General features: G+C 65.2%; 19 protein-coding genes and 5 tRNA genes. 4 read left to right on the top strand and 20 right to left on the bottom strand.

Annotation, left to right across the window (positions count from 1 at the left end; translation table 11 throughout):
* Positions 1–148: 148 nt before the first annotated feature.
* The 12 genes from rpoB to MARPU_RS03595 all read right to left on the bottom strand — a co-directional run bounded on the left by rpoB (position 149) and on the right by MARPU_RS03595 (position 9,799).
* Complete coding sequence (gene rpoB, locus MARPU_RS03650) at positions 149–4,321, bottom strand: DNA-directed RNA polymerase subunit beta (protein ID WP_005224648.1); 4,173 nt, start codon at positions 4,319–4,321, stop codon at positions 149–151.
* 231 nt (positions 4,322–4,552) lie between these two features.
* The gene (rplL, locus tag MARPU_RS03645; RefSeq protein ID WP_005224649.1) at positions 4,553–4,930 is read right to left on the bottom strand and encodes a 50S ribosomal protein L7/L12; all 378 of its coding nucleotides are present in this window, start codon (positions 4,928–4,930) and stop codon (positions 4,553–4,555) included.
* Between the two features lie 58 nt (positions 4,931–4,988).
* A complete protein-coding gene (rplJ, locus tag MARPU_RS03640; protein ID WP_005224650.1) occupies positions 4,989–5,516 on the bottom strand; it encodes a 50S ribosomal protein L10 in 528 nt (175 codons plus the stop codon).
* A gap of 301 nt (positions 5,517–5,817) precedes the next feature.
* On the bottom strand, positions 5,818–6,510 hold the full coding sequence (rplA, locus tag MARPU_RS03635; RefSeq protein WP_005224651.1) for a 50S ribosomal protein L1: 693 nt from the start codon (positions 6,508–6,510) through the stop codon (positions 5,818–5,820).
* Positions 6,510–6,944 carry a 50S ribosomal protein L11 gene (rplK, locus tag MARPU_RS03630; protein WP_005224652.1) on the bottom strand — a complete coding sequence of 145 codons (435 nt, stop codon included), beginning with the start codon at positions 6,942–6,944 and terminating at the stop codon, positions 6,510–6,512. The genes rplA and rplK overlap by 1 nt, the downstream gene beginning before the upstream one ends.
* A 149-nt stretch (positions 6,945–7,093) precedes the next feature.
* Positions 7,094–7,627 carry a transcription termination/antitermination protein NusG gene (nusG, locus tag MARPU_RS03625; RefSeq protein ID WP_005224653.1) on the bottom strand — a complete coding sequence of 178 codons (534 nt, stop codon included), beginning with the start codon at positions 7,625–7,627 and terminating at the stop codon, positions 7,094–7,096.
* 2 nt (positions 7,628–7,629) lie between these two features.
* Positions 7,630–8,007 (bottom strand): preprotein translocase subunit SecE, encoded by a 378-nt coding sequence (gene secE / locus MARPU_RS03620; RefSeq protein ID WP_005224654.1) that lies wholly within the window; start codon positions 8,005–8,007, stop codon positions 7,630–7,632.
* 32 nt (positions 8,008–8,039) lie between these two features.
* A tRNA-Trp gene (locus tag MARPU_RS03615) sits at positions 8,040–8,115 on the bottom strand.
* Positions 8,116–8,172: 57 nt separating this feature from the next.
* Positions 8,173–9,363 carry an elongation factor Tu gene (gene tuf / locus MARPU_RS03610; RefSeq protein WP_005224655.1) on the bottom strand — a complete coding sequence of 397 codons (1,191 nt, stop codon included), beginning with the start codon at positions 9,361–9,363 and terminating at the stop codon, positions 8,173–8,175.
* Between the two features lie 66 nt (positions 9,364–9,429).
* Positions 9,430–9,505: transfer RNA gene (locus MARPU_RS03605), tRNA-Thr, on the bottom strand.
* Positions 9,506–9,540: 35 nt separating this feature from the next.
* Positions 9,541–9,615 (bottom strand) — tRNA-Gly (locus tag MARPU_RS03600).
* A gap of 99 nt (positions 9,616–9,714) precedes the next feature.
* A tRNA-Tyr gene (locus MARPU_RS03595) sits at positions 9,715–9,799 on the bottom strand.
* A 288-nt stretch (positions 9,800–10,087) separates the two neighbouring features.
* On the opposite strand from MARPU_RS03595, the gene MARPU_RS03590 reads away from it, so the two are divergent.
* Positions 10,088–11,425, top strand: a complete 1,338-nt coding sequence (locus tag MARPU_RS03590; protein WP_005224656.1) for a UDP-glucose dehydrogenase family protein — start codon at positions 10,088–10,090, stop codon at positions 11,423–11,425.
* A 51-nt stretch (positions 11,426–11,476) separates the two neighbouring features.
* Here MARPU_RS03590 and MARPU_RS03585 read toward each other — a convergent pair whose 3' ends face one another.
* From MARPU_RS03585 to MARPU_RS03555, 7 genes are all read right to left on the bottom strand, one after another.
* The gene (locus tag MARPU_RS03585; protein WP_232229494.1) at positions 11,477–12,904 is read right to left on the bottom strand and encodes an OmpP1/FadL family transporter; all 1,428 of its coding nucleotides are present in this window, start codon (positions 12,902–12,904) and stop codon (positions 11,477–11,479) included.
* 313 nt (positions 12,905–13,217) lie between these two features.
* Positions 13,218–13,802 (bottom strand): aminoacyl-tRNA hydrolase, encoded by a 585-nt coding sequence (gene pth / locus MARPU_RS03580; RefSeq protein WP_005224658.1) that lies wholly within the window; start codon positions 13,800–13,802, stop codon positions 13,218–13,220.
* Between the two features lie 119 nt (positions 13,803–13,921).
* Positions 13,922–14,533, bottom strand: a complete 612-nt coding sequence (locus MARPU_RS03575; protein ID WP_005224659.1) for a 50S ribosomal protein L25/general stress protein Ctc — start codon at positions 14,531–14,533, stop codon at positions 13,922–13,924.
* A gap of 136 nt (positions 14,534–14,669) precedes the next feature.
* Positions 14,670–15,623 (bottom strand): ribose-phosphate diphosphokinase, encoded by a 954-nt coding sequence (locus MARPU_RS03570; RefSeq protein ID WP_005224660.1) that lies wholly within the window; start codon positions 15,621–15,623, stop codon positions 14,670–14,672.
* Positions 15,624–15,659: 36 nt separating this feature from the next.
* Positions 15,660–15,735, bottom strand: a tRNA-Gln gene (locus tag MARPU_RS03565).
* A gap of 48 nt (positions 15,736–15,783) precedes the next feature.
* Positions 15,784–16,686 carry a 4-(cytidine 5'-diphospho)-2-C-methyl-D-erythritol kinase gene (ispE, locus tag MARPU_RS03560; RefSeq protein ID WP_005224661.1) on the bottom strand — a complete coding sequence of 301 codons (903 nt, stop codon included), beginning with the start codon at positions 16,684–16,686 and terminating at the stop codon, positions 15,784–15,786.
* A complete protein-coding gene (locus MARPU_RS03555; protein ID WP_005224662.1) occupies positions 16,683–18,410 on the bottom strand; it encodes a tetratricopeptide repeat protein in 1,728 nt (575 codons plus the stop codon). Before MARPU_RS03555 ends, ispE begins: the two co-directional genes overlap by 4 nt.
* 438 nt (positions 18,411–18,848) lie before the next feature.
* Between MARPU_RS03555 and hemA the strand changes: the two genes are divergently transcribed.
* Genes hemA through prmC form a run of 3 tightly spaced genes read left to right on the top strand, consistent with a single transcriptional unit; the run spans position 18,849 to position 22,071 of the window.
* On the top strand, positions 18,849–20,123 hold the full coding sequence (hemA, locus tag MARPU_RS03550) for a glutamyl-tRNA reductase (RefSeq protein WP_005224663.1): 1,275 nt from the start codon (positions 18,849–18,851) through the stop codon (positions 20,121–20,123).
* Entirely contained in the window at positions 20,120–21,202 is a 1,083-nt protein-coding gene (gene prfA, locus MARPU_RS03545) for a peptide chain release factor 1 (RefSeq protein WP_005224664.1), read from the top strand. The genes hemA and prfA overlap by 4 nt, the downstream gene beginning before the upstream one ends.
* Before the next feature lie 2 nt (positions 21,203–21,204).
* Entirely contained in the window at positions 21,205–22,071 is an 867-nt protein-coding gene (gene prmC / locus MARPU_RS03540) for a peptide chain release factor N(5)-glutamine methyltransferase (RefSeq protein WP_005224665.1), read from the top strand.
* On the opposite strand, the gene MARPU_RS03535 is transcribed toward prmC, so the two are convergent.
* Positions 22,024–22,827 carry a lysophospholipid acyltransferase family protein gene (locus tag MARPU_RS03535; protein WP_005224666.1) on the bottom strand — a complete coding sequence of 268 codons (804 nt, stop codon included), beginning with the start codon at positions 22,825–22,827 and terminating at the stop codon, positions 22,024–22,026. The genes prmC and MARPU_RS03535 overlap by 48 nt on opposite strands.
* Between the last annotated feature and the right edge of the window lie 13 nt (positions 22,828–22,840).

Genomic DNA, 22,840 nt, shown 5'->3' with positions numbered 1-22,840 from the left:
CTGCGATAACCGGCTAAGCGCTAGCCCCACATGCGTCGCGTGCGTGGTGCGTAGGGTGCGGTGAGGCACGAACCGCACGGTCGCCAGATCATTGAAAGGACGCACTCCCCCACTCGGAGGGAATGCGTCCCGCGGCTTGATGGCTCGGTTAGTCCTGCTGCAACTCGACGTTGATCGCGAGCGAGCGGATCTCCTTGACCAGCACGTTGAACGACTCGGGCATACCCGCCTCCATGCGATGGTCTCCGTCGACGATGTTCTTGTACATCTTGGTCCGACCGTTGACGTCGTCCGACTTCACCGTGAGCATCTCCTGCAGGGTGTAGGCGGCACCATAGGCCTCCAATGCCCAGACCTCCATCTCACCGAAGCGCTGACCACCGAACTGCGCCTTGCCGCCGAGCGGCTGCTGGGTGACCAGGCTGTAGGGCCCGGTGGAGCGGGCGTGCATCTTGTCGTCGACCAGGTGGTTGAGCTTGATCATGTACATGTAGCCGACGGTGACCGGACGCTCGAACTGCTCACCGGAGCGGCCATCGAACAGGATGGTCTGACCACTGGGCACGCCCTGGGCGGTGTTGTCACGATCGGCCAGACGCAGCATGGCCTTGATCTCGTCCTCGGTGGCGCCGTCGAACACCGGCGTGGCCAGCGGCACACCTCGGGTGAGGTTGCGCGCGAGTTCGAGGATCTCGTCATCGCTGAACTCGTCGAGCGACTCGCGCTTGCCACTGGTGTTGTAGATCTTGTCGAGCAGCTCGCGCAGCTCGGCGAGCTTGGCCTGAGCCTGGAGCATCTTGCCGATCTTCACGCCGAGACCGTTGGCGGCCCAGCCGAGATGGGTCTCGAGCACCTGACCGACGTTCATGCGCGAAGGCACGCCGAGCGGGTTGAGCACGATGTCGACCGGCTCGCCGTCGGCCGAGAACGGCATGTCCTCGACCGGCACCACCTTGGAGATAACACCCTTGTTACCGTGACGACCGGCCATCTTGTCACCGGGCTGGATGCGCCGCTTCACCGCCACGTAGACCTTGACCATCTTGAGCACGCCGGGGGCGAGGTCGTCGCCGCTGGCGATCTTGCGCTTCTTGGTCTCGTAACGCTCGCGGAACTCGTCGCGCTGCTGCTTGACCTGGGTAGCGACCGCCTCGAGCTGGGTGGCGATGTCCTCGTCCTGCATGCGGATCTCGAACCAGAGATCGCGCGAGCCACGCGACACCAGGTCGCTCAGGTACTCGCTGGTGATCTCGGAGCCGGGGCGCAGACCACCGGGGCCGCCGTCGGCGACCTTGCCGACGAGCATGCGCTCGACACGCTGGAAGGTGTCGTTTTCCATGATCCGCTGCTGATCGGCGAAGTCCTTGCGCACGCGGTCGAGTTCCATCTCCTCGATCTGCTGGGCGCGCTTGTCCTTCTCCACCCCGTCGCGGGTGAACACCTGGACATCGACCACGGTGCCGTTCATACCCGAGGGCAGGCGCAGCGAGGTGTCCTTCACGTCCGAGGCCTTCTCGCCGAAGATCGCGCGCAGCAGCTTCTCCTCGGGGGTGAGCTGAGTCTCGCCCTTGGGCGTGACCTTGCCGACCAGGATGTCGCCGTCGCGCACCTCGGCGCCGACGTAGACGATGCCCGACTCGTCGAGCTTGGAGAGCGCGGCCTCACCGACATTGGGGATGTCGCTGGTGATCTCCTCCGGGCCGAGCTTGGTGTCGCGCGCTAGACAGGACAGCTCCTCGATGTGGATGCTGGTGAAGCGATCCTCCTGCACCACGCGCTCGGAGATGAGGATGGAGTCCTCGAAGTTGTAGCCGTTCCAGGGCATGAAGGCCACGCGCAGGTTCTGACCGAGAGCGAGTTCGCCCATGTCGGTCGAGGGCCCGTCGGCGAGCACGTCGCCACGCGTCACCACATCGTTCGGACGCACCAGCGGACGCTGGTTGATGCAGGTGTTCTGGTTGGACCGGGTGTACTTGGTGAGGTTGTAGATGTCCACGCCAGGCACGCCGGGCACGGCCTCCTCGTCGTTGACCCGCACCACGATGCGCGCGGCGTCGACCGACTCGATCACGCCACCGCGACGCGCCACCACGCAGACCCCGGAGTCCTTGGCCACCACGCGCTCGATGCCGGTGCCGACCAGCGGCTTCTCGGCGCGCAGCGTCGGCACCGCCTGACGCTGCATGTTCGAACCCATCAGCGCACGGTTGGCGTCGTCGTGCTCGAGGAAAGGGATCAGCGAAGCGGCTACCGACACCACCTGACGCGGCGAGACGTCCATGTAGTTCACCTCTTCGGGTGCCTTCATGGTGAACTCGTTGGCGTGACGGCAGGAGACTAGCGCGTCGCTCAGTCGGCCCTCGCCGTCGAGCGCAGCATTGGCCTGGGCGATGACGTAGTTGCCCTCCTCGATCGCCGAGAGATAGTGGATCTCGTCGGTGACGCGCCCGTCCTCGACCCGCCGATAGGGGGTCTCGAGGAAGCCATAGGCGTTGGTGCGGGCATAGACCGCGAGCGAGTTGATCAGACCGATGTTCGGGCCTTCAGGGGTCTCGATCGGGCAGACGCGACCATAATGGGTCGGGTGCACGTCGCGCACCTCGAAGCCGGCGCGCTCGCGGGCCAGACCACCCGGGCCGAGCGCCGAGACACGACGCTTGTGGGTGACCTCGGAGAGCGGGTTGTTCTGGTCCATGAACTGCGAGAGCTGACTGGAGCCGAAGAACTCCTTGATCGCCGCCGAGACCGGCTTGGCGTTGATCAGCTCCTGCGGCATCAGCCCCTCGGACTCGGCCAGCGAGAGACGCTCCTTGACCGCGCGCTCGACACGCACCAGACCGACGCGGAACTGGTTCTCGGCCATCTCGCCGACGCAGCGGATGCGGCGGTTGCCGAGATGGTCGATGTCGTCGACCGCACCGCGACCGTTGCGCAGTTCGACCAGCACCCGGAGCGCATCGATGATGTCGGAGCTGTCGCCGTACTTGGCCAGCAAATCCTGGGAGAAGGCATCGGCGCGATCACGGAAGTAATGACCGTCGTAGACCACGCCCGGGCCTTCCTCGTTCTCGCGACCGAGGCGGCGGTTGAACTTCATCCGGCCAACGGCCGAGAGGTCGTAGCGATCCGGGGTGAAGAACAGGTTGTGGAACAGGTTCTGGGCGGCCTCCTTGGTCGGCGGCTCGCCCGGGCGCATCATCCGGTAGATCTCGATCTGGGCGTCGAGATCGCTGGTGGTGTTGTCGATGCGCAGGGTCTCGGAGATGTAGGGCCCCTGGTCGAGATCGTTGACGAACAGGGTATCGACACGCTCGATGCCTTTCTCGAACAGGGTCTGCAACATCTCCGGGGTGATGATGCTGTTGGCTTCGGCCAGCACCTCACCGGTATCGGTATCGATCTGGTCGCGCGCGAGGATGCGCCCGAGCAGGAAGTCGATCGGCACCTCCAACTGCTCGACGCCGGCCTTCTGCAGCTCGCGGATGTGGCGCGCGGTGACGCGACGGCCGGACTCGACCAGCACCTCGTCGCCGATCTTGACGTCGAAGCTCACGGTCTCGCCGCGCAGCCGCTCGGGAACCAGGTCGAAGGAGATCTGGCGCTTGGCGAGGTGGAAGGTGTCGGTGTCGAAGAACCGCTCGAGGATCTCCTCGACGGTATAACCGAGCGCGCGCAGCAGCACCGTCGCCGGCAACTTGCGGCGACGGTCGATACGGACGAAGACGTTGTCCTTGGGATCGAACTCGAAGTCGAGCCAGGAGCCGCGGTAGGGGATGACGCGCGCGGAGAACAGCAGCTTGCCCGAGGAGTGGGTCTTGCCCTTGTCGTGGTCGAAGAAGACACCGGGCGAGCGGTGCAACTGCGAGACGATGACACGCTCGGTGCCATTGATGATGAAGGTGCCGGTCTCGGTCATGAGCGGCAGCTCGCCCATGTAGACCTCTTGCTCGCGGACGTCCTTGACGACCTTGGCGCCCGCCGGGGCATCCTTGTCGTAGATCACCAGGCGCAGCAGCACGCGCAGCGGCGCGGCGAAGGTGGCTCCGCGGAGATGGCACTCACGTTCATCGAAGACCGGCTCGCCGAGCCGATACTTCACATATTCGAGGACGGCATTGCCGGAATAGCTCTCGATCGGGAAAACGGACTTGAAGGCAGCGTGCAATCCGACGTCCCGCCGCCCTCGCTCGGAGGTGTCGGCCTGCAGGAACTCATGATAGGAGTCGATCTGCGTGGCCAGCAGGAACGGCACGTCCAGGATGCTGGGACGCTTGCCGAAGTCTTTGCGGATGCGCTTTTTTTCGGTGAACGAATAGGCCATTATGCCTTCCCTCGAGGTGCTTACTATGGTCCCTAACGGGGCATGGACTCTGGTGCTGGTTGCGCTCGGCGAGGATCAGCCGCGCAGCCGATCGGGGATCTAGCGCCAACCTCGGCGTCGGAGTCTCGATGCGAGACGCCGCGGGGTTGTTCGGCCCCAACGGGAAAAGGCCGGCGGCTCGTCGCCGCCAGCCCGAACGCTCCGCCGAAGACGTGGCGAGGCAATGCGCCCTTACTTGATTTCGACGCTTGCGCCAGCCTCTTCGAGCTGCTTCTTGGCCTCTTCGGCCTCGTCCTTGGACACGCCTTCCTTCAGGGTGGTCGGAGCGCCCTCGACGGCCTCCTTCGCTTCCTTCAGGCCAAGACCGGTGAGACCACGGACGGCCTTGATGACGGCAACCTTGTTGGAGCCGAACGAGGCGAGCACGACGTCGAACTCGGTCTTCTCTTCAGCGGCGGCAGCATCACCACCGGCAGCGGCCGGAGCGGCGGCAACGGCGGCAGCGGCGGTCACGCCAAACTTCTCTTCCATCGCTTCGATCAGCTCCACGACCTCGAGCACGGTCATGTTGCCAATCGCTTCGAGGATCTCGTCTTTCGAAACGGCCATGGGGATCTCCTAGGGATGAATACTGTTGATCGAACTGGTACGGGATGGGAAGCGCCTGTTAGGCGGCTTCCTTGGCATCGCGAATCGCGGCAACGGTGCGCACGAGCTTGCCCGGCACTTCGTTGATGGTCGCTGCGAGCTTCTGCACCGGAGCCTTCATGGTAGCCATGAGCATGCTGACGGCCTGATCGTAGGTCGGCATCTTCGCGAGATTACCGAGCTCCGAGGCAGGCAACAGCTTGCCGCCCAGGGCGATGAGACGCACCTGGAACTTGTCATGGTCCTTGGCGAAGGCCTCGGCGACGCGCGCGGCCGAGCCCGGATCTTCCTGCGAGAATGCAAGGATCAGCGGGCCGGTGAGACCCTCCTGCATGCACGCGAAGTCCGTGCCTTCCAGCGCGCGACGAGCCAGGGTATTCTTGACCACGCGAACATAGACGCCGGCCTTGCGTGCTTCCACGCGCAGCTGGGTCAGCTCGTCCACGGTCAAACCCCGATACTCGGCACCGACGGCCGAGTAAGCGCTCTTGGCGACTTCCGCGACTTCGGCGACGATCGCTTCTTTCTGGGCGAAATTCAGCGCCACTTCGTCACCTCCTGACTATATGAACCCCGACTTGCACCGGGGCGCAGATCATGGATGTGCATCCTGCGAGTCCACGACATGCGGATAGCGTGCGCCGTCATCAGTCATTGACTTGATTCTGGAGCACCGTCTGCGCAGGCGGGGCGTTCCCATTGAGTCATCCGCGCGCACACTCCGATGCGCCGAGGAAGACACCTGCGGTCTTTGACGGCCCCCGACCGTTAAATCGGGGCCCCAAAGATGTTTAGCGCACGAAGGCACTGCCTTCGTGCCCCGGGCACCAGGCCCGGGGACGTCGCACTCAGATCAGGCCCGAGTGGTCGACGGTCAGGCCCGGCCCCATGGTGGTGGAGACCGTCACCTGCTGCATGTACACGCCCTTGGCGCTGGCCGGCTTGGCCTTGACCAGGTTGGCCAGCAAGGCCTCGAGGTTCTCGCGCAGCTGCGCCGGCTCGAAATCGGCCTTGCCGATCGGGCAATGGATGATACCTGCCTTGTCGGTGCGATAACGCACCTGACCGGCCTTGGCATTACGCACGGCCTCGGCGACGTCGGCAGTCACGGTACCGACCTTCGGGTTCGGCATCAGACCACGGGGACCGAGCACCTTGCCGAGCTGGCCGACGATGCGCATCGCGTCCGGGGAGGCGATGACCACATCGAAGTCCAGATTGCCGGCCTTGACCTCTTCGGCCAGGTCCTCGAAACCGACCTTGTCGGCACCGGCTTCCTTGGCGGCCTCAACGTTGGCACCCTGAGTGAACACAGCCACGCGCACGGTCTTGCCGGTGCCGTTGGGCAGCACGGTGGAACCACGCACGACCTGATCCGACTTGCGCGGATCGACGCCGAGGTTGACGGCGACATCGACACTCTCGGAGAACTTCACCTGGGAAAGCTCCTTGAGCAACCCGAAGGCCTCTTCCGGAGCATAGAGCTTGCCCGGCTCGACCCGCTCACGGATCGCACGCATACGCTTGGTCAGCTTGGCCATCAGTTCACCCCCTCGACGTCGAGACCCATAGCGCGAGCGCTACCGGCGATGGTGCGCACGGCGGCATCCATGTCGGCGGCGGTCAGATCCGCCATCTTAGTGGTCGCGATCTGCTCGAGCTGCTCGCGGGTCACTACCCCCACCTTCACGGTGTTGGGCGTCGCACTTCCCTTCGGGATACCAGCGGCCTTTTTCAACAGGATGGCCGCAGGTGGCGTCTTGGTGATGAAGGTGAAGCTGCGATCGGAGTAGACGGTGATGACCACCGGGATCGGCAGACCCTTCTCGACGTCCTGCGTCTTGGCGTTGAACGCCTTGCAGAACTCCATGATGTTGACGCCGTGCTGACCGAGCGCGGGACCAACCGGCGGGCTCGGGTTGGCCTCACCGGCCTTGACCTGCAGCTTGATGTAGGCTGTGATCTTTTTTGCCACAATGATTCTCCAATGGGTGCAGACGCCGAAGATTCGAGACCTTGGCTCCCCAATGTCAGACCCCCGGGCGGGGGCTTGGTACGGAGGTCGCCGCTGAATGGCGACGACCGGGATACATCACGTCGTCACGGGGACGACACGAGTTGCGATCAACCCTTCTCGACTTGAGAGAACTCGAGATCGACCGGAGTGGCGCGCCCGAAGATCAGCACCGAGACCTTGACCCGGCTCTTCTCGTAATCGACATCCTCGACCACACCGTTGAAGTCGGTGAACGGCCCATCGATTACGCGCACGACCTCGCCCGGCTCGTAGATCACCTTCGGACGCGGCTTCTCACCGCCTTCCTCGAGGCGCTGCAGGATGGCTTGGGCCTGGGATTCGGGAATAGGCGCGGGACGATCACCGGTTCCACCGATGAAGCCCATGACCTTGGGGACACTCTTGACGAGGTGCCAGGTCTCGTCGGTCATTTCCATATTGACCAAGACGTAACCCGGGAAGAACTTACGCTCGCTCTTGCGCTGCTGACCGCCGCGCACCTCGACGACCTCTTCGGTCGGGACCAGAATCATCCCGAACAGGTCCTCGAGACCAGCACGCTTGACGCGATCTTCGAGTGAGCGCTTGACCTGCCCCTCGAACCCCGAGTAGGCATGGATGACGTACCACCGCTGTGCCATCTTCAGCCTCCTTGACCGGTCAGGAAACGCAGGATTCCCATCAGCATCATGTCGAACAACCAAAGCACGATACCAACGATCAGAACCATGACGATGACCACCAAGGTGGTCTGAATGGTTTCCTGCCGCGAAGGCCAGACGACCTTGCGGACCTCCATGCGCGCATCACCTGCAAATTGCCACAGGACACGGCCGCGCTCGGTCTTGAAGACAGCGAACGCCGCGACACCCGTGATAATCAGCAGACCGACGACCGCCAACAGGGTCGAGAGAGGTTTGAGGAGGTAGAAGGCAACGATACCGCCGACCAACAAAAAAGCAGCAGCAACCAGCTTGAGTGTATCCAAGCTGGCGCCACGGGCTTCTGCGCGTGAATTCATGGATTCGCGTGTCGCCTAAGCGATGAGTTGTATGGCAGGCCAGGAGGGACTCGAACCCCCAACCTGCGGTTTTGGAGACCGCTGCTCTGCCAATTGAGCTACTGGCCTAGAAACTAGGTTTTCCAAATCACGCACCCATCGGGCGCGTGACCGGAGATCAAACAATTACTCGATAATCTTGGAGACCACGCCGGCGCCGACGGTACGACCACCCTCGCGAACAGCGAAGCGCAGACCCTCTTCCATCGCGATCGGCGCGATCAGCTGGACGGTCATCTTGACGTTGTCGCCAGGCATGACCATCTCGATGCCCTCGGGCAGCTCGCAGGCACCAGTCACGTCGGTGGTGCGGAAGTAGAACTGCGGACGATAGCCGTTGAAGAAGGGCGTGTGACGACCACCCTCTTCCTTGCTCAGCACGTAGACTTCGGCCTCGAAGTTGGTGTGCGGGGTGATGCTGCCGGGCTTGGCCAGCACCTGACCACGCTCGACGTCCTCACGCTTGGTGCCGCGCAGCAGCACGCCGACGTTGTCACCGGCCTCGCCCTGGTCGAGCAGCTTGCGGAACATCTCCACGCCGGTGCAGGTGGTCTTGGTGGTGTCCTTGATGCCGACGATCTCGACCTCTTCACCGACCTTGATCACGCCACGCTCGACACGACCGGTCACCACGGTGCCGCGACCCGAGATCGAGAACACGTCCTCGATCGGCATCAGGAAGGCGCCGTCGACGGCACGCTCGGGCTCGGGGATGTAGCTGTCGAGCGCCTCGACCAGCTTGTCGATGGACGGACCACCGATCTCCGAGGTGTCGCCCTCGAGGGCGAGCTTGGCCGAACCGGTCACGATCGGGGTGTCATCACCCGGGAAGTCGTAGCTCGAGAGCAGCTCGCGCACTTCCATCTCGACGAGTTCGAGAAGCTCGGCGTCGTCGACCATGTCGGCCTTGTTCAGGTAGACGATGATGTAGGGCACGCCGACCTGACGGGAGAGCAGGATGTGCTCGCGGGTCTGGGGCATCGGGCCGTCGGCGGCCGACACCACCAGGATCGCGCCGTCCATCTGCGCCGCACCGGTGATCATGTTCTTCACGTAGTCGGCGTGGCCGGGGCAGTCGACGTGCGCGTAGTGACGGGTATCGGACTCGTACTCGACGTGCGCGGTGGCAATGGTAATGCCACGCTCGCGCTCTTCGGGTGCGTTGTCGATCTGGTCGTAGGCACGCGCCTCGCCACCGTACTTGCGCGCCTGGTGCGTGGTGATCGCAGCCGTCAGCGTGGTCTTGCCGTGGTCGACGTGGCCGATGGTGCCAACGTTGACATGAGGCTTACTACGTTCGAATTTTTCTTTGGACATGAACGGCTCCCCGCATGTTTCAAATCGACCAGGCGCGCCTGGATGCGCGCAACCGAACTGAAAAAATGGAGCCCATGACCGGAATTGAACCGGTGACCTCACCCTTACCAAGGGTGTGCTCTACCATCTGAGCTACATGGGCAAAACTTACTTCACAGTGCCAGGGCACCTTGAACTTGGAGCGGGTGATGGGAATCGAACCCACATCATCAGCTTGGAAGGCTGAGGTTCTAGCCGTTGAACTACACCCGCAAGGCAGATACGTCAGCTCACCCTGCGACGACCGACCCAATGAAGATCGACCACCGCCATGCCGCGGTCTTCGCGGCGCCGCCCCGCAGGACGGAAACTTGGTGGAGGGGGGAGGATTCGAACCTCCGAAGGCTGAGCCGTCAGATTTACAGTCTGATCCCTTTGACCGCTCGGGAACCCCTCCAAAAGAGCTGCACATTCTAGGCGTCGTTTTTAGCTTTGTCAACACGCCTACAGCACTTTATTTCTTGCCTCCAGCGCACCCGGTTCCCATTAACGCCTTGGACACTACTGACTGATACCATGATCAGCTCGAGTGAAGGACAGAATCGAGCGCTTGATGCCAAAGACCCAGTTGCTGACCGGGACAGCCCGTCGCCGACAACCGGAGTAGCCGCTTAAGATACCCGCTTCACGACCCCAAACGCAACCCAATCACACAGCCAATCACTTCGGACTCGGAGATCCCAGTATGGAAGTAACAATATTCGGCAGCGGCTATGTCGGCCTGGTCACCGGCGCCTGTCTCGCCGAGGTCGGGAACGATGTCCTCTGCATCGACGTCGACCCGGACAAGATCGACCTGCTCAACAATGGCGGAGTACCGATCTACGAGCCGGGACTCGACGAACTCATCCGCAACAACCGCGAAGCCGGACGACTGCGCTTCTCGACCGACGCCGAGGCCGGGGTCAAGCACGGGCTCTTCCAGTTCATCGCCGTCGGCACACCACCCGACGAGGACGGGTCGGCTGACCTGCAGTACGTGCTCTCGGTCGCCCGCACCATCGGCCAGCACATGGACGGCTACCGCATCCTCGTCGACAAGTCGACCGTCCCGGTCGGCACCGCCGACAAGGTCGCGGACACCGTACGCAGCGCCCTCTCCGAGCGCGGCCAGAGCGCCGACTTCGATGTCGTCTCCAACCCCGAGTTCCTCAAGGAAGGCGCAGCGATTGAGGACTTCATGCGTCCCGATCGGATCATCGTCGGCACCGACAACCCGCGCACCGCCGAGCTGTTGCGCGCGCTCTACGCCCCCTTCAACCGCAACCGCGACCGACTGATGGTGATGGACGTACGCTCGGCCGAGCTGACCAAGTACGCCGCCAACGCCATGCTGGCGACCAAGATCAGCTTCATGAACGAGCTGTCGAACATCGCCGAGATCGTCGGCGCCGATATCGAGAAGGTCCGTGTCGGCATCGGCTCGGATCCCCGTATCGGCTACCAGTTCATCTATCCCGGCTGCGGCTACGGCGGCTCCTGCTTCCCCAAGGACGTGCGCGCACTCGAGCGCACTGCGCGCGGCGTCGGCTACGAGCCGCAATTGCTGCAGGCGGTCGAGGCGGTCAACTTCCGCCAGAAGGAGCTGTTGTTCGACAAGCTCAAGGCGCAGTTCGACGGCGATCTCGCCGGGCGCACCATCGCGCTCTGGGGGCTGGCCTTCAAGCCCAACACCGATGACATGCGCGAGGCCTCGAGCCGGGTGCTGATGGAGTCGCTGTGGGCAGCCGGCGCCAAGGTACAGGCGTTCGACCCGGTGGCGATGGACGAGGCCCGCCGGCTCTACGGCGAGCGCCCCGACCTGGTGCTCGCCGAGGACGCCACCGCCGCGCTGGTCGGCGCCGATGCGCTGGTGATCGTCACCGAGTGGACCCAGTTCCGCAGCCCCAACTTCCGTCTCATCCGCGACACCCTCACCCGCCCGCTACTGCTCGACGGACGCAACATCCTCGATCCGCAGCAGGCCACCGCAGCCGGCCTGACCTATCTCTCGATCGGTCGCGCACCGGCCACCCCCGCCTGAAACACCCCGCCACGCGGTCGCGCACCGGCGCGACCGCGCCCTACCCCACCGTCAGAAACGCCGACTCCAGGCGATCTCGATATCGAGCTGCTGCATGTACAGGCTCCCGGTCTGGTCCTGGGTGATGCTCGGGTTAGCACCGTCGAGCCGCTCCTCCGGCATATAGGACAAGGCCAAGGTGAAGCGGTCGCGGTCGCTCGCCCGGTAGCTCGCCCCCAGCGTCAGGTGCCAGCGCACGGTCGCCGGGGTGAGGATGTTAAACAGGGCCATGGAGCCATCGGTGAAGTCGCTGTTGTAGCTCACCCCACCCATCAGGCTGAGCCGTTCGTCGACGTCGTAGCGCACACCGAACTTGAAGACATCCATGGTCTCCCAGCCGAACCCCACACCATTGTCGCCACCGAGACAGTAGGAGGGCTTGGCGCCGGGCGCGAAACAGGCGGAGATGTCGCGCGCATTGGAGTTGGCGATGGCGTCGATGTCGCCATAGAAGATGCGCTGGTAATCGAACGCCAGGGTCAGGTCACGCCAGGGCCGATAGCTCAGACCGAGATTGAGCATCGCCGGGATGTCGAATTCGCCACCACCGGCGAACAGCCCCTCGTAGTCGTCGAGATCGGTCATGTAGATACGGGTGCGGTAGGAGGCGCCGAGCGCTAGGCGCTCGCTCACCTGCCCATACCACCCCAGGTGCAGACCGGCGCCATAGGACCACTCCTCACCGTTGTTGGTCACCCGGTCCGGGGCAACCGATGCGCCACGGAAGGGCTCCAGGCCCTCGGCCTCGAAGCGCTGGATGGCGAACACCGGCGCGATGCCCAGCGCCTGACGGCCGCCGGCGAATCGGTAGGTATAGGGGATCTCGATGAACAGCTGCTCGAGACTGACACCGGTCGGTGTGGTCGCGGTGAAGTAGCCGCCGGGGTTGGCGTTGTTGCCCGTCGGCGGTGGCGGCACACTCGGGTCGGTCACCGGCTGCGGCGGATTGGTCGGCAGGAACAGCAACCCGCCCGGACTGGCGATCTCACCCGCACCCGGAACCCCGGCGAGCTGATCCGGCGCAGCAGCGAAGTTCTCCCACACCGCACGATCGCGATACCGGGTGTTCATCCCGCCGTTGCCGAAGACGCTGACCCCGATGGTGGCTCGCTCACCGAGCGGACGGTTGTAGCCGAAGCTCGGGATCAGGAACCAGTCGGCATCGCTGTCATAGTCACCCGGGGTGACGAAAGGGCCGGCCGGGAACCCCGTCGCCGGATCGACGGCGAAGTCGGGGTTGGCCTCGTAGCCGCGCGGCGACGGATGAAAGAAAGCGACACCGATATCTATCCCCTCACCGACGAAGGCCATGCCGGCGGGGTTCGTGGCTGCGGCCAGGGTATCTTGGGGAAGCGCAGTGGCGACCCCCGCCATCGCCTTGGAGCGCGCACCCCAGCCGTGCGAAAAATACCCATTGGTCGCCGACGCGAGCGTCGACACCCCCCCCAGCACCACTGACGCCACCAAGACGCCTCGAAACCTTGCCCCCATGCACTGCCCCTCCGTTGCGTGATCTGAGACGAAGCACTCGACGAACCGGCGGACTGCACTCCCTGTACAGCGATCGAGCCGTCCCGGCGCATGCCGACCTCGCCAGCATCAGCACAGCGACGACCGATCAAGGGGTTGGGACGGAATCCTGCTGGAACGATTGCGTTTTGTCAAAGACAAGCAGTCATCAGCATGTACGAAAGGGATTGTCGCCCGGGAGGATGGGCACTGAGGACACCCGCGGGCACAAGCGACGAGGAGATCAGCGCCCGGCGTGCAAGCGGTTCATCACCTGCTGGAAGCGTCCCTGCAACAGGTCGTCGAGGACTCGCTCGGTCTCGAACAGGGCATCGTCGATCGCCTGACGGTCACTACCCGAGGGTCGACCGAGCACATAGCCGGTCACCAGCGAGCGATCACCGGGATGATCGATACCGATCCGCAGACGCCAGAAATCACGCCCACCCAGGGCCGAGATCGAGTCACGCAGACCGTTGTGCCCGGCATGCCCACCTCCCTGCTTGAGTCGAACCGCGCCGACCGGCAGGTCGAGTTCGTCATGAGCGATCAGGATGGATTCGAGCGGGATGTCGAAATAGCGCGCCACCGCAGCCACCGAGCGGCCACTATGGTTCATGTAGGTCGAGGGCTTGAGCAGGCGCAGATCGCGACCGCCGATCACGCAGCGACAGAGTTCGCCATGGAAGCGACTCTCCGGGCGGAAGTCGACGCCGGCGGACCTGGCGAGGGAATCGACGAACCAGAAACCGACGTTGTGACGCGTCGCCTCGTACTGGGCCCCAGGGTTGCCCAGACCGACGATCAGACGAATGCCATCATTCGACATCTATGCAGGCTATTCCGTACAGAGGGACAGATTCAGGCATCGGGAGGATACCCGGAAAAGAACGGGGACGCCTTGCAGGCGTTTGCCCCGGCGGCACACCGCCGGGGCCTGGAGACCGATCAGGCCTCGGCGGAATCCTCGCCCTCGGACTCCTCATCGGCACCACCGCGCGGCGCCTGGATAGCGACCACCACCTCGTCACCTGCGGCGTGGGCCAGCTCGACACCGGCCGGCAGCTGCAGCTCGGAGAGGTGAAGGATGGCACCAACCTCCATCGCGACCATGTCGATCTCGATGTACTCGGGCAGATCCTGCGGCAGGCAGCTCACCTCGACCTCGGTCAGCGAACGCGAGACCAGACCACCGGCCTTGACGCCGACGCAGCTCTCCTCGTTGAGGAAGTGCAGCGGCACGCTCATGCGCAGCTTCTCACCCTGAGTGACGCGCAGGAAGTCGACGTGCTGGATGAAAGGCTTGGCGGGATGACGCTGCAGGTCCTTGAGCACCACCGACGAGGTCTCGTCACCGACCTGAAGGGTCAGCACATGGGAATAGAAGGCCTCGTGCTCGAGGTGCTTGAGCAGCTCGTTGTGCGGCAGGGTGATCATCTGCGGCTCCTGGTGGCCACCGTAGACGATGGCGGGCACCTCGCCGGCGCGACGCAGGCGGCGGCTCGCACCCTTCCCCACGGTTTCGCGCGGCTGCGCAACGATGTTGAAATCGACGCTCATCAGCGTTCTCCAGATCTATCAAGGGACTCAATGAAATACGCCGGGGTCCCGCGACCAGGACTCCGGCGCTCGATGGCCACATGCTTGCGGCCGGATCGCACGCCAAGAGGGAGCGGCGCACGACACCAGAACTGACTCAGTCGACGAACAACGAGCTGACCGACTCCTCGGTCGAGACGCGCCGCATGGTCTCGGCCAGCAGCTCGCCGATGCTGAGCTGACGAATCTTCGCGCACTCGGCGGCCGCACCCCGCAGCGGGATGGTATTGGTCACCACCAGCTCATCGAGCACCGAGTTGGTGATGTTGTCGACCGCCGGCCCGGAAAGCACCGGGTGGGTGCAGTAGGCCGCGACCATCTTGGCGCCGTGATTCTTCAGCGCTTCGGCCGCTCGGCACAGGGTGCCGGCGGTGTCGACCAAGTCGTCGACGATCACGCAGGAACGACCGCGCACATCGCCGATGATATTCATCACCTGGGCCTCGTTGGCACGGGGACGACGCTTGTCGATGATCGCCAGATCGGCATCATCGAGGCGCTTGGCCACGGCGCGCGCGCGCACCACGCCACCGACGTCGGGCGAGACCACCATCAGGTCGTCGTGCTTCTGGCGCCAAATGTCGCCGAGCAGGATCGGCGAGGCGTAGACATTATCGACCGGGATATCGAAAAAGCCCTGAATCTGGTCGGCGTGCAGATCGACGGTGAGCACGCGATCGGCGCCCACCTTGCCGATCATCTTCGCCACCATCCGTGCGCTGATCGGCACGCGTGCCGAGCGCGGACGCCGATCCTGGCGGGCATAGCCGAAGTAGGGAATCACCGCAGTGACACGCTTGGCCGAGGCCCAACGCAAGGCGTCGACCATCACCAGCAACTCCATCAGGTGGTCGTTGGTGGGGGCACAGGTCGGCTGGACGACGAAGACGTCACGCCCACGCACGTTTTCCTGGATCTCGGCCATCACCTCACCGTCGCTGAACTGGCCGACGACGGCCTTGCCCAGCGGGAGATTGAGGCGACTTGCGATTTCAGCCGAAAGCTCCGGGTTGGCATTCCCGGAGAAGACCATCATGTGGCTGGCGGGCACTGGCATCTTCCTGTCTGCGCGATTGCAGAGCTGATATGGCTGGGGCGCCAGGATTCGAACCTGGGGATGCCGGGATCAAAACCCGGTGCCTTAACCGCTTGGCCACGCCCCAAAAGATGAAAGACGATGTTCGGTTTGATACGACGAGACGCGCAGTCCCTTAAGCTTGGCCGTGTCGACTCGACAGCTGAGTGTCGATGTCTGCGAGCCGATCGAGCAGCGGAGAACGATTGCAGCCGCGTGCCACGAAGCCGTCGATTCCAGCGGGGCGCTGCTCCCAGGCTGCGAGTGCCTGATCGCGCCCGGCGAATGCCGCGAATACGCAGGCCCCGGTCCCGGTGAGCCTGGCCTCACCCCATTGGGATAACCAATCGAGGGCGTCGGCAACCGCTGGATACTCGTCGCGGACGACAGGGAGACAATCGTTGACGACATCCCCGTCTGTAAAGTCGGCAAGTTTGATCGGTTTCGAGTCGCGTGTCAATCGCGGATGCGTGAACACGGCCTGGGTCGAGACCGAGCAGCGCGGCACCAGCACCAGGAACCAGGGCTCGGGGAGTTCGACCGGGGTGAGCCGCTCGCCGACCCCCTCGCCCCAGGCTGCCTGACCGCGCACGAACACCGGTACATCGGCCCCCAGCGGCAGCGCCAACCGGGCCAACGCCTCGGTATCGAGCCCGGTCCCCCAGAGCGCGTTCAACGCCACCAGGGTAGTGGCAGCGTCCGAGCTACCGCCACCGAGTCCCCCGCCCATCGGCAGCACCTTCTCACAGCGGATATCGACCCCGAGCGAACAATCGGTCGCCGCCCGCAACGCGCGCGCAGCACGCACCGTGAGATCGGCCTCGGCATCGACCCCCGGTAGCGCGCCATCGCGTCGCACCTCACCGTCGTCACGCACCCGAAAACCCAGCCGATCACAGCGATCGACGAACTGGAACACCGTCTGCAGCTCGTGGTAGCCGTCGGCACGACGCCCCACCACCCGCAGCATCAGGTTGAGCTTGGCCGGAGCGGGCCAGACACTCCAGGCATCGTTGTCGGTGACGGCTTCGTCGATCATGGTTGCGACTCTCTTGGCTGCAGTTGGTTGTCATCGTCGGAGACGGTACGCGAGGAGCGATGACGCTCGATCACGTCCATCAGATAGGCGTGCCCCGGATGCGTCTCGAGCGCCGCCTCCCATACCGCCCAGGCTTCGGCGTGACGACCCAACACCCACAGCACTTCGCCAAGATGCGCGGCGATCTCGCCATCATCGAGCGCGGCCAGGGCACGCTCGAGATAGTCGAGCGCGGTGTCGTAATCACCGAGCCGGTAGTGGACCCAGCCCATGCTGTCGAGGATCGCCGGCTCATCGGGCTTGAGCGCATAGGCGCGCCCGATGTAGTCGCGTGCCTCACGGTAACGCTCGGTGCGATCGGCCAGGGTATAGCCCAGGGCGTTGAGCGCATCGGCATGCTCGGGATCGGCGGCGATGATCCGGCGCAGATCCCGCTCGGCGAGATCGAGACGATCTCGTTCCACGGCATAGAGCGCGCGAGCATATAGCAGGTTCGGCTCGTCCGGGTAGACCTCGAGGGCTGCGGCATAGACCGCCATCGCCTGCTCGGGCCGATCGACCTCGGCGAGGATCTCGGCCTCGACCATATAGAGCGCGATGGCGTCCTCGGGGGTGCGGTCACGCAGCCGCTGCAAGATCTCGCGAGCGCGCTCGAGATCCCCGCCGCGAGCCTCGATCAGGGCGATGCGCACCTGGGCATCGGTCTCGTTGGCATCACCCACCCGGGCGTACCAGACGACCGCCTGGGGATCGCGCCCGGCGCGCTCCTCGGTCTGGCCGAGATAGAAGGCGGCCTCGTCGCGTCGCTGCCCGGTGCCGTAGAGCCGCTCGAGGTAACCGCGCGCGGAATCGAGATCGTCGAGCTGCAAGGAGAGGATGCCGAGCGCGAACAACACATCGGGCTGCTTGGGCTGATTGGCGAGCAACCGCGCGAACACCTCGCGCGCGGTACCGTACTCCTGATCGTCGACCAGCAACTGACCATAGAGCATGCGCAACGCGGCATCGTCCGGGCTGTTGGCGACGAAGCCCTCGAGCAGGGTGCGCGCCTCCTCGCGCCGATCCCCCGAGAGCAACAGACGGACCAGGAACAGCCGCGGCTTGTTCCAGTCCGGGCGCAGTGCCAGGGCGCGCCGCGCTGCGGCGTCGGCGAGTTCAAAACGCCCGGCGCTGGCCGCCACCATCGCCAGCGACTGACGCGCCTCGGCGCTCTCAGGGAAGACATCGACCAGCGAGCGCATCAGTGCCAGACGGGTCTCCACGTCGGGGGCGCGGGCGACGATCGAGACCACCTGAGCATAGGCATCGGCGACCGTGTCGCCGGCCAGCTCGATGATCCGGCGCAGATGGTTCAGCGCCGCCCCCATGTCGCCGGCGCGGATGCTCAGAAAGGCCGCAACCTGGTGGGCCGAGACCGCCTCCGGCGCAAGCGTCAGCCACAACCGGGCCGCGCGCCAGGCGGCAGCATCCGCATCGGCGCTGATGGCGCTGCGCACCGCCAACTCGGCCAGACGCGGATTGCGCGTCAGCGTCGCCGCCTCCAGATAGTAGCGATGGGCCAGCGCCAGCTCGCCGCGCTGCGCCGCGACCTCGGCGGCGAGCACGGCGAACACCTGCTCGGCATCGGCACCCGCGGTCGGTGCCGCGGCGAACGCGCTGAGCGGCCAGACCAGCGCCAATCCGAGCAGGCTGGCGGGAATCGGCTTGAGAGGCATCGAGGACATGGAGGCTTCCAGGCACTTGGCATCTAAATGTGGACTCTGCCGGCGCCGCGGTCGGTCACCGAGCGTGGCGCTTGCACGCAACGCCGACGGAGCACTATTGTGCATCAGGACGCGCCAGCGGCGCGCAACCGGTGAGGGCCGACCGCAGCGCCCATCCCCCGACGGGCATAAACCGTCGAGACGACTGCGCCAGGTCAATCCGTATCCGTTTTTGCAACGCCCGGAGGGTGGACGGCATTGGTCCAGGGCGGCAAAAAGTTGCTACCATGTTGCTGCTTGCACCCATTGGATGCGCAGTCTATCGGTGGCAGGAACTCGGACGTAAGCCCTTTGAGATGATGCGACCGTGACGCCCCATGGGGCCGGGCCGGCGCCGACGGCAACGACGGCAGCCCGACCTCTCCCATCGCTGAGCGAAACTCCAAGACAGATACCGATATGAAGCTGCTTGTTCTCGGACTCAACCATAAGACCGCCCCGGTCGACATCCGCGAACGGCTGGCGTTTGGTCCAGACATCATCGCCGGAGCCCTGCGTGACCTGACCGGATGCCAGGACGTGAGCGAGGGGGTGATCCTCTCCACCTGCAACCGTACCGAGCTTTACTGCGCCATCGAGGACGGTGCCGAGCTATCCGTGCGCCACTGGCTGAGCCAGTTCCACGGCGTCGAACTCGAGCGTATCGACCCCTTCCTCTACGCCTATGCCGAACGTGACGCGGTCACCCACCTGCTGCGCGTCTCCAGCGGTCTCGACTCGCTGGTGCTCGGCGAACCGCAGATCCTCGGCCAGGTCAAGAACGCCTACCAGACCGCGCGCGACTGCGGCGCCACCGGCAAACTGCTCGGTCGGCTGTTCCAGCACACCTTCTCGGTGGCCAAGACGGTGCGCACCGAGACCGCCATCGGCAGCAACCCGGTCTCGGTCGCCTTCGCCGCGGTCAACCTGGCGCGCCAGATCTTCAGCGACCTGTCGCAGCAGACCGCACTGCTGATCGGTGCCGGCGAGACCATCGAGCTGGCCGCCCGTCACCTGCACAACAACGGCATCGGCCGCATCATCGTCGCCAACCGCACCGTCGAGCGCGCACACGAACTCGCCGCTCAGTTCGATGGCTTCGCCATCGCCCTGACCGAGATCGCCGGTCACCTCGCCGATGCCGACATCGTCATCGCCTCCACCGCCAGCCCGCTGCCGGTGCTCGGCAAGGGCACGGTCGAGCGCGCGCTCAAGAAGCGCAAGCACCGCCCGATGTTCATGGTCGACATCGCCGTGCCGCGCGACATCGAACCCGAGATCGCCGACCTCAACGACGTCTATCTCTACACCATCGACGACCTCAAGGAGGTCATCGACGAGAACCTGCGCTCGCGTCAGGCCGCCGCCGAGCAGGCCGAGGAGATCATCGCCTTCCATACCGAGGAGTTCCTCGCCTGGCTGCGCTCGCTCGATGCCGCCGGTCTGATCCAGGACTACCGTCTCCGTGGCGAGGCGCTGCGCGACGAGGTACTGGCCCGCGCACTGCGTCAGCTCGACGCCGGCAAGCCGCCGGCCGAGATCGTCAAGTTCCTCGCCCACACCCTCACCAACAAGCTGCTGCACGCGCCCAGCTCGCGGCTGCGTCAGGCGGCGCGTGACGGTGATGCGGAGATCCTCGAGGCGGCCAACGAGCTGTTCCAACTCGACACCAACAACCGTACCGCCAATTCATGAACCCATCGATCCGGGGCAAGCTGGAGCGTATCTCGGATCGCTTCGACGAACTCATGGCGCTGCTCGCGGACGCCGAGACCCAGGCGGATCCCAACCGCTTCCGGGACCTCAGCCGCGAGTATGCCCAGCTCGATCCGCTGATGGCCTGCTATCGGCGCTATCTCGAGGCCGAGGACGACATCGCCACGGCCCGCGAGATGCTCGCCGATACCGAGATGGCCGCGCTCGCCCGCGAGGAACTGGCCGAGGCCGAGTCGCGCTGCACAGCACTCGAACCCGAACTCATCGCGCTGCTGATCCCGCCCGATCCCAACGACCGCTGCAACGCCTTCCTCGAGGTCCGCGCCGGCACCGGCGGGGCCGAGGCGGCGCTGTTCGCTGGTGATCTGATGCGCATGTACATGCGCTATGCCGAACTGCTCGGCTGGCGTGTCGAGCCGATCTCCGAGAGCGCCGGAGAACTCGGCGGCTACAAGGAGGTGGTGCTGCGCATCAGCGGCAGCGGGGTGTTCTCGCGATTGAAGTTCGAGCCCGGCGCGCACCGCGTACAGCGCGTCCCCGAGACCGAGTCGCAGGGACGGGTGCACACCTCGGCCTGTACCGTCGCCGTGCTGCCCGAGGTCGAGGCGATCGACTCGATCGAGATCAACAGTGCCGACCTGCGTATCGACACCTATCGCGCCTCCGGCGCCGGTGGTCAGCACGTCAACAAGACCGACTCGGCGATCCGCATCACCCACCTGCCCAGCGGCATCGTGGTGGAGTGTCAGGAGGAGCGCTCGCAACACAAGAACCGCGCGCGCGCCATGTCGCTGCTGCAAGCCCGGCTGCTCGCCGAGGCCCAGGCCAGCCAGACCTCGGAGCAGTCCGAGTCACGCCGCCTGCAGGTCGGTAGCGGAGACCGCTCCGAGCGTATCCGCACCTACAACTTCCCGCAGAACCGGGTCACCGACCACCGCATCAACCTCACCCTCTACAAGCTCGACGAGGTGATGGCCGGGGCGCTCGATCAGGTCATCGAGCCACTGCTCACCGAATACCGGGGCGAGCAACTCGCCGCGATGATGAGCGGCGCCTGAGGGTGGCCCGAGCGCCCTCCCCCGCCACCTTCGCCGAGCAGCGCACCGACGAGATCCTGACCCGGGCCGCCGCGGCGCTGGGCGCGCTCGCCGGCGCGGCGGCGCGGCTTGAGGCCGAGCTGCTGCTCGAACAGTGCAGCGGCTGGTCGCGCACCAGCCAGCGTGCCTGGCCCGAGCGCCGACTCGATGCCACCACCGCCACGGCCTTCGCCGCGTTGCTCGGACGTCGACTCGACGGCGAGCCGATCGCCTACATCCGTGGCACCCAGGCGTTCTGGACCCTGGAACTCGGCGTCACCCCGGACACCCTGATCCCGCGCCCGGAGACCGAACTGCTGGTCGAGACCGCGCTCGCGCGCGGCCCGGCGGGCACGGCCACCGTGCTCGATCTCGGCACCGGCAGTGGCGCGATCGCCCTGGCCCTGGCCAGCGAACGCCCGCGCTGGCGGATCACCGCCACCGACCGCAGCGGTGCGGCGCTCGCCGTGGCGCGCGCCAACCGCGACCGTCTAGGGCTCGAGGTCGACCTGGTCACGGGCGACTGGCTCGGGGCCGTCGCCACCGGGAGCTGCGACCTGATCCTCAGCAACCCGCCCTATATCGACGGCGACGACCCCCATCTCGACCTGGGCGACCTGCGCTTCGAGCCCCCCGGCGCGCTGACCCCGGGTGCCGACGGGCTGGCGGCGATCCGCACCATCCTCGCCGAGGCGCCGCGCTGTCTGCGTCCCGGCGGCTGGCTGATGGTCGAGCACGGCTGCGACCAAGGCGTCGCGGCACGCGCGCTGTTCGGTGCCGCCGGACTCGTCGAGGTCGCGACCCTAGACGATCTCGCCGGACTCGACCGGATCACGCTCGGGCGCCGCTGAACGCGGCGCAGGCGTACCCATCCCCAACCGCCGCGCCGCAGTCTCGCGCATCCACTGCTCGACCCGCGCGCTGAGCCGCTCCGGATCACCATCGGGACAGCCGATCGGCGCCCCGATGATCAGCCGGATACGCCCGGGGCGGCGCAGCACCGAGCGCGCCGGCCAACAATGACCGGCATCGTGCACCATCGGCAGCACCCGCACCCCGGCCTTGCAGGCGAGCTTGGCACCACCGCCGTTGAACCGCCCGATCCGCCCCGGCGGCTGGCGCGTCCCCTCGGGGTAGATCACCACGCTGATGCCCGCGCGCAACCGCTCGCGTCCGAGCCGGAGGATGGTCTTGAAGGCGTTGACCGGACGGCCGCGATCGATCGCGATCGGCTTGAGCAGCGCCAGCCCCCAGCCGAAGAAGGGTATCCACAGCAGTTCGCGCTTGAGCACCGTGGCCTGCGGCGAGACCAGCAACTGCAGATAGAAGGTCTCCCACTGGCTCTGGTGATTGGCCATCACCACCACCGCCTCGCCGACGGGGATGTGCTCGCGCCCCTCGACGACGATCTCGACGCCATTGAGCCGGCGCAACAACCACATGGTGGCGCGCGACCACAGGTTGACGAAGCGATGGCGCTGCGCGAAGTCCATCCAGGGCGCCAGCAACAGCGAGACCAGGCTGTGGACGATCCCCATCAGATTGTAGAGGACGAAGAACAGGAAGCTGCGCAGCCACACCCCCAGATCGGCCTTGTCGTTGTACATCGGCAAATCCGCT

The organism is Marichromatium purpuratum 984 (assembly GCF_000224005.2).
GTDB classification, from domain to species: Bacteria; Pseudomonadota; Gammaproteobacteria; order Chromatiales; family Chromatiaceae; genus Marichromatium; species Marichromatium purpuratum.
Note: the sequence above shows the minus strand (reverse complement) of the source record. Positions and strands in the feature narration are given on the sequence as shown.

Bases quoted from the DNA above. Each gene is read 5' to 3' on its own strand.
- MARPU_RS03575 (WP_005224659.1), bottom strand. From the start codon at position 14,533: ATGAGCGTCGATTTCAACATCGTTGCGCAGCCGCGCGAAACCGTGGGG.
- secE (WP_005224654.1), bottom strand. From the start codon at position 8,007: ATGAATTCACGCGCAGAAGCCCGTGGCGCCAGCTTGGATACACTCAAG.
- ispE (WP_005224661.1), bottom strand. From the start codon at position 16,686: ATGATCGACGAAGCCGTCACCGACAACGATGCCTGGAGTGTCTGGCCC.
- rpoB (WP_005224648.1), bottom strand. From the start codon at position 4,321: ATGGCCTATTCGTTCACCGAAAAAAAGCGCATCCGCAAAGACTTCGGC.
- pth (WP_005224658.1), bottom strand. From the start codon at position 13,802: ATGTCGAATGATGGCATTCGTCTGATCGTCGGTCTGGGCAACCCTGGG.
- hemA (WP_005224663.1), top strand. From the start codon at position 18,849: ATGAAGCTGCTTGTTCTCGGACTCAACCATAAGACCGCCCCGGTCGAC.
- MARPU_RS03555 (WP_005224662.1), bottom strand. From the start codon at position 18,410: ATGTCCTCGATGCCTCTCAAGCCGATTCCCGCCAGCCTGCTCGGATTG.
- tuf (WP_005224655.1), bottom strand. From the start codon at position 9,363: ATGTCCAAAGAAAAATTCGAACGTAGTAAGCCTCATGTCAACGTTGGC.
- rplA (WP_005224651.1), bottom strand. From the start codon at position 6,510: ATGGCCAAGCTGACCAAGCGTATGCGTGCGATCCGTGAGCGGGTCGAG.
- rplL (WP_005224649.1), bottom strand. From the start codon at position 4,930: ATGGCCGTTTCGAAAGACGAGATCCTCGAAGCGATTGGCAACATGACC.
- prfA (WP_005224664.1), top strand. From the start codon at position 20,120: ATGAACCCATCGATCCGGGGCAAGCTGGAGCGTATCTCGGATCGCTTC.
- MARPU_RS03590 (WP_005224656.1), top strand. From the start codon at position 10,088: ATGGAAGTAACAATATTCGGCAGCGGCTATGTCGGCCTGGTCACCGGC.
- nusG (WP_005224653.1), bottom strand. From the start codon at position 7,627: ATGGCACAGCGGTGGTACGTCATCCATGCCTACTCGGGGTTCGAGGGG.
- MARPU_RS03535 (WP_005224666.1), bottom strand. From the start codon at position 22,827: ATGTACAACGACAAGGCCGATCTGGGGGTGTGGCTGCGCAGCTTCCTG.